Annotated in this window: 12 protein-coding genes; all 12 read left to right on the top strand. The window is 64.4% G+C overall.

Translation table 11 applies throughout. The features are described 5' to 3' along the window. Positions 1-164: 164 nt before the first annotated feature. The 12 genes from chvI to trxA all read left to right on the top strand — a co-directional run bounded on the left by chvI (position 165) and on the right by trxA (position 18,132). Positions 165-890, top strand: a complete 726-nt coding sequence (gene chvI / locus AC4P1R_RS15600) for a two-component system response regulator ChvI (protein WP_069458920.1) — start codon at positions 165-167, stop codon at positions 888-890. Between the two features lie 402 nt (positions 891-1,292). After that, positions 1,293-3,023 (top strand): sensor histidine kinase, encoded by a 1,731-nt coding sequence (locus AC4P1R_RS15595; protein ID WP_225192307.1) that lies wholly within the window; start codon positions 1,293-1,295, stop codon positions 3,021-3,023. Continuing rightward, positions 3,020-3,475, top strand: a complete 456-nt coding sequence (locus AC4P1R_RS15590; RefSeq protein ID WP_069458919.1) for an HPr kinase/phosphorylase — start codon at positions 3,020-3,022, stop codon at positions 3,473-3,475. Before AC4P1R_RS15595 ends, AC4P1R_RS15590 begins: the two co-directional genes overlap by 4 nt. A gap of 157 nt (positions 3,476-3,632) precedes the next feature. After that, positions 3,633-4,034 (top strand): PTS sugar transporter subunit IIA, encoded by a 402-nt coding sequence (locus AC4P1R_RS15585; protein WP_069458918.1) that lies wholly within the window; start codon positions 3,633-3,635, stop codon positions 4,032-4,034. Then, positions 4,031-4,324: an HPr family phosphocarrier protein gene (locus tag AC4P1R_RS15580; RefSeq protein ID WP_069458917.1), complete on the top strand. Its 294-nt coding sequence runs from the start codon at positions 4,031-4,033 to the stop codon at positions 4,322-4,324. The genes AC4P1R_RS15585 and AC4P1R_RS15580 overlap by 4 nt, the downstream gene beginning before the upstream one ends. A 189-nt stretch (positions 4,325-4,513) precedes the next feature. Further along, positions 4,514-5,914: an adenosylhomocysteinase gene (gene ahcY / locus AC4P1R_RS15575; RefSeq protein WP_151611815.1), complete on the top strand. Its 1,401-nt coding sequence runs from the start codon at positions 4,514-4,516 to the stop codon at positions 5,912-5,914. A 345-nt stretch (positions 5,915-6,259) separates the two neighbouring features. Continuing rightward, positions 6,260-8,743, top strand: coding sequence for a PAS domain-containing sensor histidine kinase (locus AC4P1R_RS15570; RefSeq protein WP_151611814.1), 2,484 nt, complete (start codon positions 6,260-6,262; stop codon positions 8,741-8,743). Next, positions 8,744-10,252, top strand: a complete 1,509-nt coding sequence (gene tsaE / locus AC4P1R_RS15565; protein WP_225192301.1) for a tRNA (adenosine(37)-N6)-threonylcarbamoyltransferase complex ATPase subunit type 1 TsaE — start codon at positions 8,744-8,746, stop codon at positions 10,250-10,252. It begins immediately after the preceding gene. 6 nt (positions 10,253-10,258) lie between these two features. After that, positions 10,259-10,990, top strand: coding sequence for a nucleotidyltransferase family protein (locus tag AC4P1R_RS15560; RefSeq protein WP_492177175.1), 732 nt, complete (start codon positions 10,259-10,261; stop codon positions 10,988-10,990). 1 nt (position 10,991) lies between these two features. Then, positions 10,992-14,162, top strand: a complete 3,171-nt coding sequence (addB, locus tag AC4P1R_RS15555) for a double-strand break repair protein AddB (RefSeq protein WP_151611811.1) — start codon at positions 10,992-10,994, stop codon at positions 14,160-14,162. Next, positions 14,152-17,721 (top strand): double-strand break repair helicase AddA, encoded by a 3,570-nt coding sequence (addA, locus tag AC4P1R_RS15550; RefSeq protein ID WP_069458911.1) that lies wholly within the window; start codon positions 14,152-14,154, stop codon positions 17,719-17,721. The genes addB and addA overlap by 11 nt, the downstream gene beginning before the upstream one ends. An 87-nt stretch (positions 17,722-17,808) precedes the next feature. Beyond that, positions 17,809-18,132 carry a thioredoxin gene (gene trxA / locus AC4P1R_RS15545; RefSeq protein WP_034852593.1) on the top strand — a complete coding sequence of 108 codons (324 nt, stop codon included), beginning with the start codon at positions 17,809-17,811 and terminating at the stop codon, positions 18,130-18,132. Positions 18,133-18,279 lie beyond the last annotated feature (147 nt).

Below are 18,279 nucleotides of genomic sequence, written 5' to 3'. Positions count from 1 at the left end.
CTGCGTCGTGTTTCCGCCCCGCCGCGGGAGCGACGGAGCAATGGCTTTTGCACTTCGCCACAATTTGTTCCACCTTTATACTCATGTAACGCGACCGTGACTCGCGGTTGCCGCCGTTTCGAGCGGTTCCGGCCACCGGACATCAAAAGACGGAGTTGAATACGATGCAGACCATCGCGCTTGTCGATGACGACCGCAACATCCTGACATCCGTGTCCATCGCGCTGGAAGCCGAGGGGTACAAGGTCGAAACCTACACCGACGGCGCATCCGCGCTCGAGGGCCTGCTGGCACGCCCGCCGCAGCTCGCGATCTTCGACATCAAGATGCCGCGCATGGACGGCATGGAGCTGTTGCGCCGGCTGAGACAGAAATCGGATCTGCCCGTGATCTTCCTGACCTCCAAGGACGAGGAGATCGACGAGCTCTTCGGACTCAAGATGGGCGCGGACGATTTCATCACCAAGCCCTTTTCCCAGCGGCTGCTGGTGGAGCGAGTGAAAGCGATCCTGCGTCGCGCGGCCAACCGCGAGATCGTGGCTGCCGGCGCCGCCGGCACGCCGAAGAACGGCGACACGCCCGCCCGCTCGCTGGAACGCGGTCAGCTCGTCATGGACCAGGAGCGTCACACCTGCACCTGGAAGAACGAGCCAGTGACGCTGACGGTAACGGAATTCCTGATCCTGCACTCGCTGGCGCAGCGCCCTGGCGTCGTCAAAAGCCGCGACGCGCTGATGGACGCCGCCTATGACGAGCAGGTCTATGTCGACGATCGGACGATCGACAGCCATATCAAGCGGCTCCGCAAGAAGTTCAAGATGGTCGACAACGAGTTCGACATGATCGAAACGCTCTACGGCGTCGGCTACCGCTTCCGCGAGACGGCCTGACCCCAAGAGTTCTCGCGCTCCAGGCAGGACTTGCCATCACACCGATTGTGGCGCATTGAGAGGCGGGGCGCAGATTGCCGCGTGCGAAACCGCCGCCGGGCCGTGGGCGCGGCAAAAGGCGCAGGTCAGCGGTTCATGCCGCACTCCGACCCCTGCGGCCGCAAGCGAAGGTCGCTACAGCGCCTGAATCACTGGCGTGCCGCGGGTCGGATTCGGCCCGCGGAAAATGTGCAGAAATCCGGCCGCCGCGGTTGTTGGAGAAGGTCGGACCGCGCAAACGACATCGTGGCCCACTGGCCGGCGAAGAGGAACAAAAGCGACGAAGGTTTCGTCGCGGGAGCAGAAGGCTTGGTAGAAGTCTTGCGGGGCGAGATCGACGACTCGGACGGGAGGCCCTCTGCGTTGCGCGGACAGCGTCGTTGGGCGCACCCCTTCACGCTGATCCGCCGCCTGTTCGGCAACGCCGTCTTTTCGAGTCTGACGCGGCGAATCGTCTTCTTCAACCTCGTCGCGCTCATCGTGCTGGTCGGCGGGATCATGTATCTCAACCAGTTTCGCGAGGGGCTCATCGACGCCCGCGTGGAAAGCCTGCTGACACAGGGCGAAATCATCGCCGGCGCGATTTCCGCATCGGCATCGGTCGACACGAACTCGATCACCATCGATCCGGAAAAGCTGCTGGAACTTCAGGCCGGCGAGAGCATCACGCCGCTGCCGAGTGACGAGGACCTGGAATTCCCGATTATCCAGGACCGGGTCGCGCCGGTTCTCCGAAGGCTCATCTCGCCGACGCGCACGCGCGCCCGTCTCTTCGACGCCGATGCCGATCTGCTACTCGACTCGCGCCATCTCTATAGCGGTGGCCAGGTGCTTCGCTTCGATCTGCCGCCCGTCGATCCGGAAACGCCCGGCATCACGGAGACAATCAGTACCTGGTTCAACCGGCTCTTGCAGCCGAGCAACCTGCCGCTCTACAAGGAGCCGCCCGGCGGCAACGGCTCGGTCTATCCGGAAGTGATGAACGCGCTGACCGGCGTGCGCGGCGCGGTCGTGCGCGTCACCGAAAAGGGCGAACTGATCGTATCCGTGGCGGTACCGGTGCAGCGTTTCCGTGCGGTGCTCGGCGTGCTGCTGCTCTCCACCCAGGCGGGCGACATCGACAAGATCGTGCACGCCGAGCGCCTGGCGATCATCCGCGTGTTCGGCGTTGCCGCACTCGTCAACGTCATCCTTTCGCTGCTCCTCTCTTCGACCATCGCCAATCCGCTGCGACGGCTGGCGGCGGCAGCCATCCGCGTGCGCCGCGGCGCCAAGGAACGCGAGGAAATCCCGGACTTCTCCTCCCGCCAGGACGAGATCGGCAATCTCTCGATTGCACTGCGGGAAATGACGACGGCACTTTACGACCGCATCGCCGCGATCGAGAATTTTGCCGCCGATGTCAGCCATGAGCTGAAGAATCCGCTGACCTCGCTGCGTAGCGCGGTGGAGACCCTGCCGCTCGCGCGCACCGAGGATTCCAAGAAGCGGCTGCTCGACATCATCCAGCACGATGTCAGGCGCCTCGACCGCCTGATCAGCGACATTTCCGACGCTTCCCGGCTCGACGCCGAGCTTGCCCGGAGCGATGCGAAGAAGATCGACCTGGAAAAACTCCTCGGCGACCTCGTCGACATCTCGCGGCAGGTCCGCGGCAGCAAGAAAGCGGTACTGCTCGACTTCGTCATCGACCGAAAGGACAATCCGAAGGCGAATTTCTTCGTCAGCGGCTATGAGCTGCGCATCAGCCAGATCATCACCAATCTCATCGAGAATGCGCGCTCCTTCGTGCCCACGCCGAACGGTCGCATCATCCTGCGGCTGAGCCGCTCGCGGTCGCGCTGCATCGTCACGGTCGAGGACAACGGACCCGGCATCCAGGCGGAGGACATCGACCGCATCTTCGAGCGATTCTACACCGACCGGCCGGAGGGCGAGGATTTCGGCCAGAACTCCGGCCTGGGCCTGTCTATCTCGCGCCAGATTGCCGAGGCCCACGGGGGCGCGTTGAAGGCCGAGAACATCGTCGGCAAGGACGGTCGCGTGACTGGTGCCCGCTTCGTCTTGTCGCTACCTGCAGAGCAGAGCGCGTGACGGCCGGCTGCAACATCCATGCGACGGCGATCGTGCTTGGCACGACCGGCTTTCTCTTGACCGGCGCTTCCGGCTCGGGAAAGTCGGCGCTGGCGCTCTCCTTGATTTCGCAGGTGCGGCGCCGCGGGCGCTTTGCGGCACTTGTTGCCGACGACCGGGTCGACCTGTCGCTGGAGAACGGCCGCGTCGTGGCGCGTTGCCCGGCCGCCATTCGCGGCCTGATCGAAATTCGCGGCGCCGGCATCGCCGCAGTGGACATCGTCCCGGCCTGCATTCTCGACTGGGCTATCCTGCCGGTGAAGGCACCGCATGACCCCCGCCTGCCGCCGGAGCAGGAGCGATTGCATCTACAAGTTGGCAATGGCCTGCCAATGATACGCCTTCCCGTTGAAGGCCCTCTCTCGCCGCTCGACGCGCTGCTCGCGATACTGCCCGAAAAATTAGGCATTTAGCCCTATGCGACAGCAAAACGGCTGCTTTTTCGGCATTTTAGGCTTGCACTTCGCCTTTTCCTTGCCAAGATGGCCGCCCCAACAGGTGGACGAAATTGCTGCATTGCGATATCTCACCCATCGACGAGTTGCGGATTCAGTTGGAGCAAAGATACCCATGATCGGACTTGTGCTTGTCACCCATGGCAAGCTGGCGGATGAGTTTAGGCATGCCTTGGAACATGTCGTCGGTCCGCAAAAAGCAATCGAGACGGTGTGCATCGGCCCCGAGGACGACATGGACCAGCGGCGTCAGGACATCATCAACGCCGTCGACAGCGCCAATGAGGGCGACGGCGTCATCATCCTGACGGACATGTTCGGCGGTACGCCCTCCAATCTCGCCATTTCGGTCATGCGTAGCGGCAGCGTCGAGGTGATCGCCGGCGCCAACCTGCCGATGCTGATCAAGCTCGCCGGCGTGCGCGGCGAAAGCGACATGGACAAGGCTCTTGTCGAAGCCTCGGAAGCGGGGCGAAAATACATCAATGTCGCCAGCCGCGTGCTGAGTGGAAAATGATGGACCATCTTTCCGATACGGTATTGACGCGCGAGCTGCTCATCATCAACAAGCGCGGCCTGCATGCACGCGCCTCGGCGAAGTTCGTCCAGACGGTCGAGGCCTATGACGCCGAGATTACCGTTTCCAAAGACGGCATGACCGTTGGCGGAACGTCGATCATGGGTTTGATGATGCTTGCCGCGAGCACCGGCTGCAGCGTCTGCGTCAGCGCCAGCGGTTCGCAGGCGGAAGAGGCCCTCAACGCCCTCGATGCGCTGGTGCGCGACAAGTTCGGCGAGGAAATGTAAGACTTCGGCTTCTGGAATGCTGCCCGCCGCCGATATAAACATATAAAGACCTCTTTATATGACCATTGCCCTGCCAGGCGATTCCTGATAGACCAAACGGACGCTCCCCGCCTGAATGCGGGGCGCAATGCCACGCCGCCAAACGGCCCGTCCGCCGGTGCGGCCGAAAAGATCAGCCTGGAGAACTCCATGACCGCCACTCAGGACTATATCGTCGCCGACATCGGGCTTGCCGATTTCGGCCGCAAGGAAATTGCGATCGCCGAAACGGAAATGCCGGGTCTGATGGCCTGCCGCGAGGAGTTCGGTCCGTCGCAGCCACTCAAAGGCGCCCGCATCACCGGCTCTCTGCACATGACGATCCAGACCGCGGTGCTGATCGAAACGCTGGTTGCGCTCGGCGCGGAAGTGCGTTGGGCCTCCTGCAATATCTTCTCGACCCAGGACCATGCCGCCGCTGCGATCGCCGCGCGCGGCATTCCGGTCTTTGCGGTCAAGGGCGAAACGCTCGAGGACTACTGGTCCTATACGGACAAGATCTTCCAGTGGACCGATGGCGGCGTATCCAACATGATTCTCGACGATGGCGGCGACGCGACCATGTACATCCTGCTCGGGGCCCGCGCTGAAGCGGGTGAGGACGTGCTGTCGAACCCCGGCTCGGAAGAGGAGGAAATCCTCTTCGCGCAGATCAGGAAGCGGCTTGCCGCAACGCCCGGCTGGTTCACCAGGCAGCGCGATGCCATCAAGGGCGTGACGGAAGAGACGACCACCGGCGTCAACCGGCTTTATCAGCTCCAGGCGAAAGGCCTGCTGCCCTTCCCGGCGATCAATGTCAATGACAGCGTCACCAAGTCGAAATTCGACAACAAGTATGGCTGCAAGGAGTCGCTCGTCGACGGCATCCGCCGCGGCACCGACGTAATGATGGCCGGCAAGGTTGCTGTCGTTTGCGGCTATGGCGATGTCGGCAAGGGCTCGGCCGCCTCGCTCAAGGGAGCCGGCGCCCGCGTCAAGGTAACCGAAATCGACCCGATCTGCGCCCTGCAGGCCGCCATGGACGGTTACGAGGTGGTGCAACTCGAAGACGTCGTCTCCACCGCCGACATCTTCATCACCACGACCGGCAACAAGGACGTCATCCGCATCGAGCACATGCGCGAGATGAAGGACATGGCGATCGTCGGCAATATCGGCCACTTCGACAACGAGATCCAGGTTTCCGCGCTTCGGAACCTGAAGTGGACGAACATCAAGCCGCAGGTCGACATGATCGAATTCCCGAAGGGCAATCGCATGATCCTGCTCTCGGAAGGCCGCCTGCTCAACCTCGGCAACGCCACCGGCCATCCGTCCTTCGTGATGTCCGCCTCCTTCTCCAACCAGGTCCTGGCACAGATCGAGCTCTTCTCCAAGGGCGAGAACTACAAGAACGAAGTCTACGTGCTGCCGAAGCAGCTCGACGAGAAGGTCGCACGCCTGCATCTCGCCAAGCTGGGCGCCAGGCTCACCCAGCTCTCGGAGGAGCAGGCCGCCTATATCGGCGTGAAGTCCCAGGGTCCGTTCAAAGCCGAACACTACCGGTACTAATCATTACCCGGGCGATCCACAACATCTTGTGGCCGCGATCTTGACAAGAGATCGCGGCCGCTTTTTTGGACCGTAGACTTTCCGCCGAATCGTCAAAGAAGTATGGTTAACTCATTGATTCGTGACGCTGGTGCGGCCTGAGTTCGCGAGAAGTGAAGGCGGTCAAACTTGACCGCATGGCACTTCTTCCCGTTCCGTCCTCGGCGTTGCGCGTGGGGATGTCTTGTCGGACATGCGGCAAACAGACGGAGACAGACCGGGGATGCAAACGGAACGGACGCGAACCCTTTTTCGCACAATTGCGCTGAAAACCAATTCGCCGGGCGTCCTGAGGACGGCGGCGCGATGATCACGCAACGATCCATGACCAAAGCCGCGTGGCAGGGGGCTCCGCGGCTGGTGCTCCGGCTGCTCGCCTGCACGGCGCTGTTCGCGGCGAGCGATGCCGCGGCCGAGGTGTCGACCCCGGTGGCCAGAACCATCTTCGGCTCGTCCGAGGTCGTCACCTTCTCCGTGCTGATCGGTGTCATCTCCGCCGCGATGATTTCGGCGATCTGGCTTATCCGGCAGCGGGGGAATATCGAAGCGGAGAACCGCCAGCTGCGGTCGGACCTCTCGGATGCCAACCAGCGGATTTCCCGTTTCCAGGCGCTGATTGCCGACAAGAGCCGGCGCATCGTCATCTGGGACGGGCTTGCCGAACGGCCGGAATTCCTTGGGCAGCTTCCCATCGAGACCGGCGCGCCACAGGAGGATCGCGATTTTCTTGCCTTCGGACGCTGGATCAAGCCGCAATCGGCAAGCGATCTCGAAAAGGCGATCGAAATGCTAAGGGCGCATGCGCAAAGCTTCGATCTCGTGCTCGAGACGCAACGCAACGAGGTCCTCGAAGCCCAGGGCCGCGTTTCGGGCGGCCGGGCCTTCGTGCGCTTCATCGCGCTCAACAATCTGAGAGCCGAACTTGCCGAGCTGAAGCTCGAACGCGACCGGCTGCATACCTCGCTTTCCACCTTCCGCACCCTGCTTGACGCGGTCGATCTTCCCGTCTGGCAGCGCAGTCCCGACGGCAAGCTCGAATGGGTGAACGAGGCCTATGCCGAGGCGGTCGAGGCCCGCAGCCCCGCCGCGGCCACGGCGGAAGGGCGCGAGCTGCTGGCGACCGCGGCGCGCGAAAAGATCCGCTCCGTCTCCACCTTCGACACGCCGTTCCGCGACAAGGTGTCGACCGTGGTGCGCGGCAACCGTACCTTCTTCGACGTGGTCGACGCCCGCAGCCCTGCTGGCTCGGCGGGCATGGCGATCGACGTCTCCGGCATCGAGGCCGTGCGCGAGGAACTCGCACGCACGCTGAAGAGCCACGCCGAAACCCTCGACCATCTGGCGACGCCCGTCGCGATCTTCGACGGCCATCAGCGCCTGCAGTTCTACAACCAGGCCTTCCAGCGCCTCTGGGACCTCGACATGGGCTTCCTGGAGCGCAAGCCCGACAATGGCGAATTGTTCGACCGGCTGAGAGCCAGCGCGAAACTGCCGGAACAGCTCAACTGGAAACAATGGAAAGCCAATGCGCTTTCGGTCTACCAGGCGCCGGATACCCAGAGCGACCTTTGGCACCTGCCAAACGGCCAGACGCTGCGCGTCTTCGCCACGGCACGGCCGCAGGGCGGCGCGACCTGGGTCTTCGAGAACCTTACGGAAAAGGTCGATCTCGAAACCCGCTACAACACGCTGGTGCAGGTCCAGGGCGAGACCATCGACCATCTCGCCGAAGGCGTGGCCGTGTTCGGGCCGGATGGCCGCATCCGGCTGTCCAATCCGGCCTTTCGGGCGCTCTGGGGCGTCAGCGAAGCGGAGGCCAAGCCCGGCACTCATATCCGCGCGGTCGAGCAGGCATGCCTGCCCTCCTATGACCAGCCGGACGGCTGGAAGCGCTTCGCCCACATCATCACCAGCTTCGACGACGAGCGGCCGTCAAGCCGAGGCATACTGGAGCTGCGTACCGGTCTCATCCTCGATTATGCGGTGATTCCGCTTCCCAACGCGCAGACGATGCTGACTTTCGTCAACATTACCGACAGCGTACGCGTCGAACGCGCGCTGACGGAGAAAAACGACGCCTTGCGCAAGGCCGATGCGCTGAAGAACGACTTCGTCCACCACGTCTCCTACGAGCTGCGTTCGCCGCTGACCAACATCATCGGCTTCGCCGATCTCCTGAGGACGCCGGCTTTCGGCGAGCTCAATTCGCGCCAGGCGGAATATGTCGACCACATCGCCACATCCTCGTCGCTGCTCCTGACGATCGTCAACGACATCCTCGACCTGGCGACAGTCGACGCCGGCATCGTCGAACTGGACCTCACCGAGGTGAAGCTACTCGACCTGCTCGACGACGTGGCGCAGCAGATGGCCGAGCGCCTCGTCGAAAGCGGTATCACGCTCCGGATCGACGCGCCGGACAATCTCGGCGGCATCGTCGCCGACCAGCAACGGCTGAAGCAGATCTTCATCAAGCTTCTGACCAATGCCGCCAACTTCGCGCCCGACGGGAGCGTCGTCGGCCTCACATGCCGGCGCGACGGCAGCGACTTCATGTTCTCGGTCACGGATACCGGGCCCGGCATTCCTCAGGACGTTCTGAACACCGTGTTCAACCGCTTCGAGAGCCACGGCCAGCGCGGCGGCGCCGGTCTCGGGCTCTCGATCGTCGAAAGCTTCGTCAGCCTGCATCACGGCACCGTTTCCATTCGCAGCAAGGAGGGCGAAGGCACGGAGGTCACCTGCCGCATTCCGTCTGCCGAAATGCCGAAGATCATCGCGGCGGAATAGATGAGATCCCTCGACCGCCTGCTGAAGGACGAAGCGGCCACGATCGAGCTCGGCGAAGACCTGGCGCTGGCGCTGAAGGCCGGCGACTGCGTCGGCCTCTCGGGCGATCTCGGAGCCGGGAAATCGACCTTTGCGCGCGCCTTCCTGAGGGCGATGGCGGACGACACGGCACTCGAGGTGCCGAGTCCGACCTTCACGTTGGTCCAGAGCTACGAGCTTCGTGTTCCCGTCGCCCATTTCGATCTCTACCGACTTGGCGATGCCTCCGAACTCACCGAGCTCGGATTCGACGAGGCCCTCTCGGAGGGTATTTGCCTCGTCGAATGGCCCGAAAAGGCGGAGGGTGCGCTGCCGGCCGACCGCATAACCCTGACCCTCGCGCATGAGGGCGACGGCCGCCGCGTGCGGATATCGGCGCCCGCAGGGGCCTTCGAGCGGATCACGCGCTCGCTCGCAATCCGTGCCTTCCTGGCCGATGCCGGGCGTCCGCACGCGCGGCGGCGGCACCTGAGCGGCGATGCTTCCGTGCGGGCCTATGAGCGCATACATGCGCAGAATGCGCCGACAACGATCCTGATGGACGCGCCAAGGCACAGGCCCGGGGCCATTCTCCAGGACGGCAAATATTACCAGCAGCTCGCCCATATCGCCGAGGACGCGGTTCCGTTCGTTGCCGTTTCCGAGCTCCTGCGCCGGCGCGGGTTCGTCGCCCCGGCGATTTTTGCGCGCGATCTAGACCAGGGCCTGCTCCTGATCGAAGACCTGGGTTCGGAAGGCATTCTCGACGCCGAGGGCCGGCCGATCGCGGAGCGCTATCTCGAAAGCGCCCGCTTGCTCGCCCATCTTCACGCGCAGCCGACCGAGCGCGCGGTTGCGATCGCGGAAGGCATCGTCCATCACATTCCCGAATTCGACCGCACGGCGATCAAGATCGAAACGAGCCTGCTCATCGACTGGTATCTGCCGTGGCAGCGCGGCGCGCCCGCATCCGAAACAGAGCGCAGTGAATATTTCGCCATCTGGGACCAGCTCGTCGACATTCTTTGCGGCGGCGAGAAGAACCTGCTGCTGCGCGATTTCCACTCGCCGAACGTTCTCTGGCGGGGGGATCGCGGCGGACTCGACCGGATCGGCCTCATCGACTTCCAGGACGCGATGATCGGGCCGACGGCCTACGACGTCGCCTCGCTCGTCCAGGATGCCCGCGTGACGATCGATACCGATCTCGCCGCTCGCCTCATGGACGGCTATATGAGCGAACGCAAGGTTCTCGGGTCCTTCGACGAAACGGCGTTCCTTCGCGACTGGCACCTGATGGCGGCGCAACGCAATTGCAAGCTTGCGGGAATATGGGTGCGGCTGATGCAGCGCGACGGCAAGCCCGGCTATATGAAGCACATGCCGCGCACCTTCACCTATCTACAGCAGGCGCTCGGACATGAGGTGCTGACACCCTTGCGCGAATGGTGCATTAAGGCTGGAATCCTGGCACCCGAATCAGCCAACTAGGACACGATGCCCATCACCAATGCCATGGTGCTTGCAGCCGGACTGGGCACACGCCTCAGGCCGATCACAAATGCGCTGCCGAAGCCACTCGTCCCGATCGCGGGCAAGCCGATGATCGACTACGTGCTGGACCTGCTCGCCGCCGCCGGCGTCACGACGGCCGCGGTGAACGTGCATCACTTCGCCGACCAGATGGAAGCGCATCTCAGGCGCCGGGCGATACCGCGCATCCTGATTTCCGACGAGCGTGATGCGCTGATGAATTCCGGCGGTGGGCTCGCCAAGGGGCTGAGGCTGCTCGACGACGGACCGGTCCTCGTCATGAATGCCGATCTCTTCTGGGTTGGCGAGAGAGCGGGGGGGCCGAGCAACCTGCAGCGGCTCGCCGAATTCTACGATCCGGAGCACATGGACATGGCGCTGCTCTGTGTGCGCATCGAGGACACGACCGGCCACAATGGCAAGAAGGATTTCTCGCTGACCGCGGAGGGCAGGCTCAGGCGTTACGAGGAAGGCATGGAACGGCCCGTCATCTACGCGGGTGCGATCGCGATGGATTCGCGGCTACTCGCCGACGCGCCCGAAGAGGCCTTCAACCTGAACATCTATTTCGACCGGGCCATCGCGAAGGGGCGCCTCTTCGGTCTGATGCTCGACGGCCAATGGATGACCGTCGGAACGCCCGAGGCGATCGCGGACGCCGAGGCGCTCGTCCGGCGCTTCCATCCTGGAGGATAGGGTGTCCGGACGCGAACCAAACGTCTACACGATTCCTCCCGGACTGCCCTTTCTGAAAACGCTGGCGGAAACGCTCCTGGACGGCACGCTCATGCCGGATTTCGCGTATGATCCAGCAAACCCGCTCGGCCTTGCCGGCGTGACGATCTTTCTGCCCACCCGGCGCGCGGCACGCGTGCTGCGCTCGGAATTCGTGGACCTGCTCGGCGGCCGCTCTGCAATCCTGCCGACGATCCGTGCTCTCGGCGAAACGGATGACGACAGCGGCTTCTTCGACGCGGACGTGCCGGCGATCCTCGATCTTGCGCCGCCGCTCTCCGGCACGGCGCGGCTGATCGAACTCGGACGGCTGATCCTTGCCTGGCGCAATCGCCTGCCCCAGGTGGTGCTCGAGATCCATGCAGAAAGTCCGCTGATCGCGCCGGCAAGCCCTGCCGACGCCATCTGGCTGGCGCGCAACCTTGCCGAACTGATCGACTCGATCGAAACGGAGGAGCTCGACTGGGAGGCGCTGGACGGGCTCGACGCCGGCGAACATGCGCTCTGGTGGCAGTTGACGCTCGCCTTCCTGAAGATCGCCCGAACCTACTGGCCGGACCGGCTTGCGGAGATCAAGCATTCCTCGCCGGCGCGCCACAGGAATGCGGTGCTTAAGGCCGAAACGCAGCGCATGGCCGCCGGAATGGTAACCGGACCGATCATCATCGCCGGCTCGACCGGCTCCATTCCCGCGACTGCCTCCTTGATTGCGGCCGTCAAGGCGCTGCCGAACGGCACCATCGTGCTTCCCGGTCTCGACCAGGCGATGAGCGACGAGGAATGGGGGCTGATTGCCGGAGATCGCTCCATCACGACAGATCCGGCCAGCCGCACCCATCCCCAATACGGACTGCAGCGCCTTTTGCAGCGCATGGCGACAGAGCGCCGCCAGGTGCCGGTGCTCGGGAACGTCGCTCGCGATCTCGATGATCGCAGTGCCATCCTCTCACGGGCGCTGCTGCCGGCGAAGGCTACCGACAGCTGGACTGAGACGCGCGATGAGTTCGACCGCGAGAGGCTTCTTGCGGCCTTTGCCGACGTAGCGCTGATCGAGGCCGCGAACGAGCGCGAGGAGGCAACGGCAATCGCCATTGCGCTCAGGCTCGCGCTCGAAGGCGACGAGGACAGCCAGGCGGCGCTTATCACGCCGGACCGCGGGTTGGCACGCCGTGTGGGCGCAGAGCTTGCCCGTTTCGGCATCGAAGCCGACGATTCCGCCGGCGTCCCGCTTTCGGCGACCCAGGCGGGCACGCTTACCCGCCTGCTGATAGAGGCGACGCTCAGGCCGAATGATCCCGTGCCGCTCGTCGGCCTTCTCAAGCACCCGCTGGCGCGCTTCGGCTACGCCGTAGAGGAGGCGCGCCGCGCCGCCGACACTCTGGAACTCCTGGCACTGCGCGGCAGCACCGCAGTCGCCGAGATTTCAGCGCTGGAAGAAGTGCTCGACAAGGCGCTTGCGCAACACACCGTCGACCGTCATCCACCGCCCTGGCGAGCGGGAATGGGCGGCGATGAAATCGCCCTGGCACGCGCTCTCGCCCGACGGATTGCCTCCGCCGTCGCTCCACTGACGGGCGCATTGACCTCGCGTCCTGTCGAGGGCCGACCGCGCTCCATGACGCTGACATTGGCCGATTGGGCCGAGCGGACGGGCCGGGCGCTCGAAGCCGTCGTCATCGACGAACGCGGCAGCCTGGCCGAACTTTGGGGACCGGAAGCCGGCGAAGCATTGGCAGCGCTGTTGAGCGGCATCATTGGGACTGAGGGACAGATGGAGGCGGACGGATCGCAATGGTGCGACATCGTCGAAGCGCTTGCCGCAAGCGAAGCAGTGAAGCCACGGTCGATGCGCAATCCCCGTGTCTTCATCTTCGGCGCCCTGGAATCCCGCCTGCAAAGCGTCGATCTCGTCGTGCTCGGCGGCATGAACGAGGGCAGTTGGCCGGGCCAGACCTCGAACGACCCCTTCCTGTCGCGCACGATGAAATCCGGCATCGGCCTGGAACCCCCAGAACGGCGGATCGGCCAACTCGCCCATGACTTCCAGATGGCCTGCGGCACCCGCCGGCTGATCTTCTCCCGCGCGATGCGCCAAGGCGCGGCACCGACGGTGGCCTCCAGATGGCTGCAGCGCCTGCAGGCGCTCGGCGGCGAGGCGCTGGCGAGCCGGCTCAGGGCGAATGGCGCCAGCTATCTGCAATGGATGCGCATGCTCGACGAGGGCTCGCGCCAGCCGCTTGCCGAACGGCCGCAGCCAAAGCCTCCGGCCGATCTGCAGCCGCGCAAATACTCCTTCAGCGAAGTGTCGCGCCTGCGCCGCGACCCCTATTCGATCTATGCCCGCCGCATTTTGCGGCTTACGCCGCTAGATCCGTTCAACTGCGATCCGGACGCGGCCGAACGCGGCTCGCTCTATCACCGGATCGTCGAGCGATTCGTGAAGGGCGGGTTCGATGCCTCTTCCCCCCAGGGGGAAGAGGCGATGGCCCGCCTGATCAAGGAAGCTTTCGACGAGGAAAGGCTGCCCGCCCATATTGATACGGTCTGGCGGCCGCGCTTCGAAGCGGTCGCGCGGGCGTTCCTGTTCTGGGAGCGGGAGCGCCGCCCCGGCATCGCCAAGTCTTTTACCGAGGTTGCGGCGGCAATGGATATCGGCCTTGCCGACATAATGCTGACGGGCATAGCCGACCGGCTGGACCGGTTGAGAAACGGCACTGTCGACATCATCGATTACAAGACCGGTTCCAGCCCCTCGGCGAAGGAAGCGCGAGCCCTCCTCGACCCGCAATTGGCGTTGGAAGCAGCCGCTCTCAAGGCTGGCGCTTTCGGAGCGCTCGGTCCGGAAACGCCCCACTCGTTAAGCTATGTGCGGCTGAAGCCCGGCAGCCGCTTTGCAGTCGATACGGTCAACAACGAGAGCAGCAAGGCGAGGGACACGAAGACGGCCGACCAGCTTGCAGAGGAATCGCTCGCCGAACTGCGAAAGCTTCTCGGCGCGCTGTTAAGCGGCCGATACGGCTTTGCCTCGCGGCTGATCGTGCAGAAGGAGCGGGACTACGGCGGCGAATACGACCATCTGGCGCGCGTCGCCGAATGGGCGACGGCGGACGGCGAGGACGACGATGAGGAGTGACCGTTTCGGACCCGCCGACGGGACGCCCAAAGCGTGGATCGACTGGACGACCGGACAGCAGGCGCTCGCCTCGGACCCGGTCCGCTCGGCCTGGGTCTCCGCAAATGCCGGTTCGGGCAAAACGCATGTCCTGACGCAGCGCGTCATCCGGCTCCTGCTTGCCGGCTGCCGGCCTTCCGCCATCCTCTGCCTCACCTATACGAAGGCGGCGGCTTCCGAAATGTCGAACCGCATCTTCGAGCGGCTTGCCGAATGGGCGACGCTCGACGACGCAACGCTGGAACAGCGGATCGCGGCGATCGAGGGAACGCGGCCGACGCTCGCAAAAATGCAGGAGGCGCGGCGGCTCTTCGCCAAGGCATTGGAAACGCCCGGTGGCCTGAAGATCCAGACGATCCACGCGTTCTGCGAGGCGCTGCTGCACCAGTTCCCGCTGGAGGCAAACGTCGCGGGGCACTTTTCCGTGCTCGACGAGCGCGCCGCCGCGGTCCTGCTTGCCGATGCGCGGCGCGCGCTTCTGACGGCCACCGCCAGGCCGGGCGAGGCGGCGCTCGCGGCGGCCTTCGCCACCGCGCTCGACCTTGCCGACGATACCGGTCTTGAGAAGCTGCTCGAGGCGATCATTGCCAATCGCACGCAGATCCGCGGCTTTCTCGACCGCGCTTCCGATGAGGGCGGAATTGAAGCGGCTCTTCGCAGCGCCCTCGGGGTTGCGCCGGGCGAGACGACCAGAAGCGTCATGGCCAAAGTCTGGCCGCTCGCCGGCCTCAACGGCGCGACACTCGATCAGTATGTCGCGCTGGCGCTCGAGTTTGGCGGCGTCAAGGCCATCGAGATCGCCGAAGGGTTGAAGGCCATTTGCGGGCTCGATGATGCGGAAGAGCGCTTCGCCCGACTGCTGAAGCTGTTCTTCAACGGCGGCGGCAAGCCGAAGGCGGATTCCGCCTTCTTCAACAAGGCGATGCTGGGACGAGCGCCGCATCTTGCGCCATTGATCGAGGAGGCGCGCAATCACATCGCGGCCTGTGCCGACCGGGTGAGCATAGTGCGGATGTGCGAGGCGACGCGCGCCGCTCTCATCCTCGCCGAAAGACTCGACCGCGACTATGAGGAGATCAAGAAAGCACGCAGCCAGCTCGACTTCGAGGACCTGATCAACCGAACGGCGGCGCTGCTTTCCCGCAGCGACGTCGGTGCCTGGGTGCATTACAAGCTCGACCAGGGCATCGACCACATCCTCGTCGACGAAGCGCAGGACACGAGCCCGGCGCAATGGACGATCATCCAGGCGCTCGCGGCCGATTTCTTCGCCGGCGAGACGGCGCGCGCCGACGACAGGACAATCTTCGCCGTCGGCGACGAGAAGCAGTCGATCTATTCCTTCCAAGGGGCGCGGCCGGAGCGCTTCTCAAAGGAGAGCCTCCTCACCGAGCGGCGCGTGCGCGCCGCAAACCGGCACTTCAGCCCGATCCGCCTGCAGCTTTCCTTCCGCTCGACGGTAGACGTGCTGTCGGCGGTCGATACGGTCTTTGCCAATCCGGCCAATGCGAAAGGTCTTAGCGCCCGAAGCGAAGCGGTCGTGCACGCCTCCAACCGGATCGGCCATCCTGGCGCCGTCGACATCTGGGATGTGATTGCACCGGAGCCGACCGCATCCGAGGACGAGTGGACCGCGCCCTTCGATGCGACGCCGGAACGGGCGCCGGTGAACACGCTTGCGCGGCGGATCGCAGCGGTGCTCGAGGACTGGATCGGCAAGGAAGCGGTGATCGAGAAGGGCGTGCGGCGACCCATGCGCCCCGGCGACGTCATCGTGCTCGTGCGCAAGCGCGATGCCTTCGTCAACGCGCTGACGCGGGCGCTCAAGCGCCGCGGCAACATCCCCGTCGCCGGCGCCGACCGGCTGGTGCTGAACAGCCATATCGCCGTGCAGGACCTGATGGCGCTCGGCCGATTCGTGTTGCTGTCGGAGGACGATCTATCTCTTGCCGCGCTGCTCAAGAGCCCGCTCTTCAATCTTGGCGAAGACGATCTCTTCGAGCTCGCGGCGCCCCGGGCGGAAGGCGAGAGCCTCTGGCTGCGGTTGCAACGGCTTGCGGCGGAAGAGAGCAGCCGCTTCGGTGAGGTCGCCAGGAGGCTCGCCGACTTCCGAAGCCTCGCCCGCACCCTGCCGCCGCACGATTTCTATGCCCGCGTGCTCGGCGCCCAGGGCGGCCGGCGCGCCTTTCTGGCGCGGCTCGGCAGCGAGGTCGGCGACATTCTCGACGAGTTCCTGACCTTCGCCCTCGACCACGAAAGAAACGGCCTGCCCGGCCTGCAGGCCTTCATCTCGACGCTCGAGATCGAGGCGCCGACGGTGAAGCGCGAGCAGGACAAGGAGCGCGACGAGGTGCGTGTCATGACCGTGCATGCGGCGAAGGGCCTCGAGGCCTCTGTCGTTTTCCTGGTCGATGGCGGCGGCGCCGCCTTCGTCCGTCAGCAAGTGTCGGACCTACGCCTTCTCGAAAGACGGCGGGCCGATCGTTCACTGTTGGGCGTTCCGGCCTGGCGGGCACCTGGATCGCCATCCAATTCGCTGATCTCCGAGGATAACGAGCGCCTGAAGACACTGGCCGAGGAGGAATATCGGCGCCTGCTCTATGTCGGCATGACGCGTGCCGCGGACCGCCTGGTCGTCTGCGGCTATCGCGGTCAGCGACAGACGCCTGATACATGGCATGCCATGGTGCGGGGAACGCTCGCCCATGACCCGAAGGGCCGTGCCAGACCGGCGGTCTTCCGTGCCGGCGGCGAGGAATGGACCGGACATATCTGGCGCGAGACGCAGGTGCCCGTGGCACTGAAGGAGACGGACGCGACTCCGGCGAAATCGGGACCGGCGGCGTCCGGCCTGCCGCCCGCCCTTTCGATGCCCCTGCCGCCGCAGCGCCGGCTGCCTCGGCCGCTCACCCCCTCCGGCACGAGGATCGCAATCGATGATCCGGATGGGGAGGTGATCGTCGGTTCGGCTCTCTTTGCCGAAAAGGGTGCGCCAAACTTCTCGATGCTGCGCGGCGCGATCCTGCACCGGTTGCTGCAGGTCCTGCCCGCGATCGACGGCGCCGAACGCCGCGCCGCGGCCGAACGCTATCTCAGCCGGTCCGTGCCGCGCTGGTCGGATAAGGACCGGAGCCGGCTGATCGACGCCGTCATTGACGTGCTCGATCATCCCGACCTCACGTCGCTTTTCGGCGGGCAAAGCCGCGCGGAAGTCTCCGTCATGGGAACGCTGAAGCTTGGCGGGCGCGAGTTCGCGGTCTCCGGACGAATCGACCGCCTGGCTGCTTCCAACGACGCGGTGACCATCGCCGATTTCAAGACCAATCGCCAGGTGCCGGAAACACTCGAGGAGATTGCCCCTGTTCACCGGACGCAGCTTGCCATCTATCGGGAACTCCTGAAGCCGCTCTATCCCGGCAGGCAATTCCGTTCCGTGCTGATCTTCACCGAGGGTCCCGCCGTCAGGGTGCTGACCGATACGATGCTGGACAGGAGCCTTGAAGAGCTCGCGACAAAGTGAGATACCCCTTATTGAAAATCCGGTGGCGAGGCCTCACATCAGGCACAACATCTGGACAATGCCATTTCCGAACGCAAGGAGCAGCCGATGGCTACCGTAAAAGTCGATGCGTCCAACTTTCAAAAAGAAGTCCTGAATTCCGCTGAGCCGGTCGTCGTGGATTTCTGGGCGGAGTGGTGCGGCCCGTGCAAAATGATAGCGCCGAGCCTTGAGGAAATTGCCGCCGAGCTGGCGGGCAAGGTCAAGGTCGCCAAGCTCAACATCGACGAAAACCCGGAACTCGCCGCCCAGTACGGCGTGCGCTCGATCCCCACGCTCGCCGTGTTCAAGGCCGGCGAAGTTGCCGACATCAAGGTCGGCGCTGCTCCCAAGACGGCACTGAGCTCCTGGATTTCCAATGCGGCCGCTTGAGCGGCGAGTTCGAGAGATTTGAACCTGAAAGGCCCGGCCTGCCCGGGCTTTTTTCTTGCCCGGCAGTCAGAGCTATGGCTGCCTCCTGGCCTTGGCTGAACGACAGCCCCGGTGATTCGGCAATCCATGCAATGCGCCTGAACAGGG

It is taken from the genome of Sinorhizobium sp. Y406, assembly GCF_058732025.1.
Note: the sequence above shows the minus strand (reverse complement) of the source record. Positions and strands in the feature narration are given on the sequence as shown.

Coding starts and splice junctions, on each gene's coding strand:
- trxA (WP_034852593.1), top strand. CDS start 17,809: ATGGCTACCGTAAAAGTCGATGCGTCCAACTTTCAAAAAGAAGTCCTG.
- AC4P1R_RS15580 (WP_069458917.1), top strand. CDS start 4,031: ATGATGGACCATCTTTCCGATACGGTATTGACGCGCGAGCTGCTCATC.
- addA (WP_069458911.1), top strand. CDS start 14,152: ATGAGGAGTGACCGTTTCGGACCCGCCGACGGGACGCCCAAAGCGTGG.
- AC4P1R_RS15560 (WP_492177175.1), top strand. CDS start 10,259: ATGCCCATCACCAATGCCATGGTGCTTGCAGCCGGACTGGGCACACGC.
- AC4P1R_RS15585 (WP_069458918.1), top strand. CDS start 3,633: ATGATCGGACTTGTGCTTGTCACCCATGGCAAGCTGGCGGATGAGTTT.
- chvI (WP_069458920.1), top strand. CDS start 165: ATGCAGACCATCGCGCTTGTCGATGACGACCGCAACATCCTGACATCC.
- tsaE (WP_225192301.1), top strand. CDS start 8,744: ATGAGATCCCTCGACCGCCTGCTGAAGGACGAAGCGGCCACGATCGAG.
- AC4P1R_RS15570 (WP_151611814.1), top strand. CDS start 6,260: ATGATCACGCAACGATCCATGACCAAAGCCGCGTGGCAGGGGGCTCCG.
- ahcY (WP_151611815.1), top strand. CDS start 4,514: ATGACCGCCACTCAGGACTATATCGTCGCCGACATCGGGCTTGCCGAT.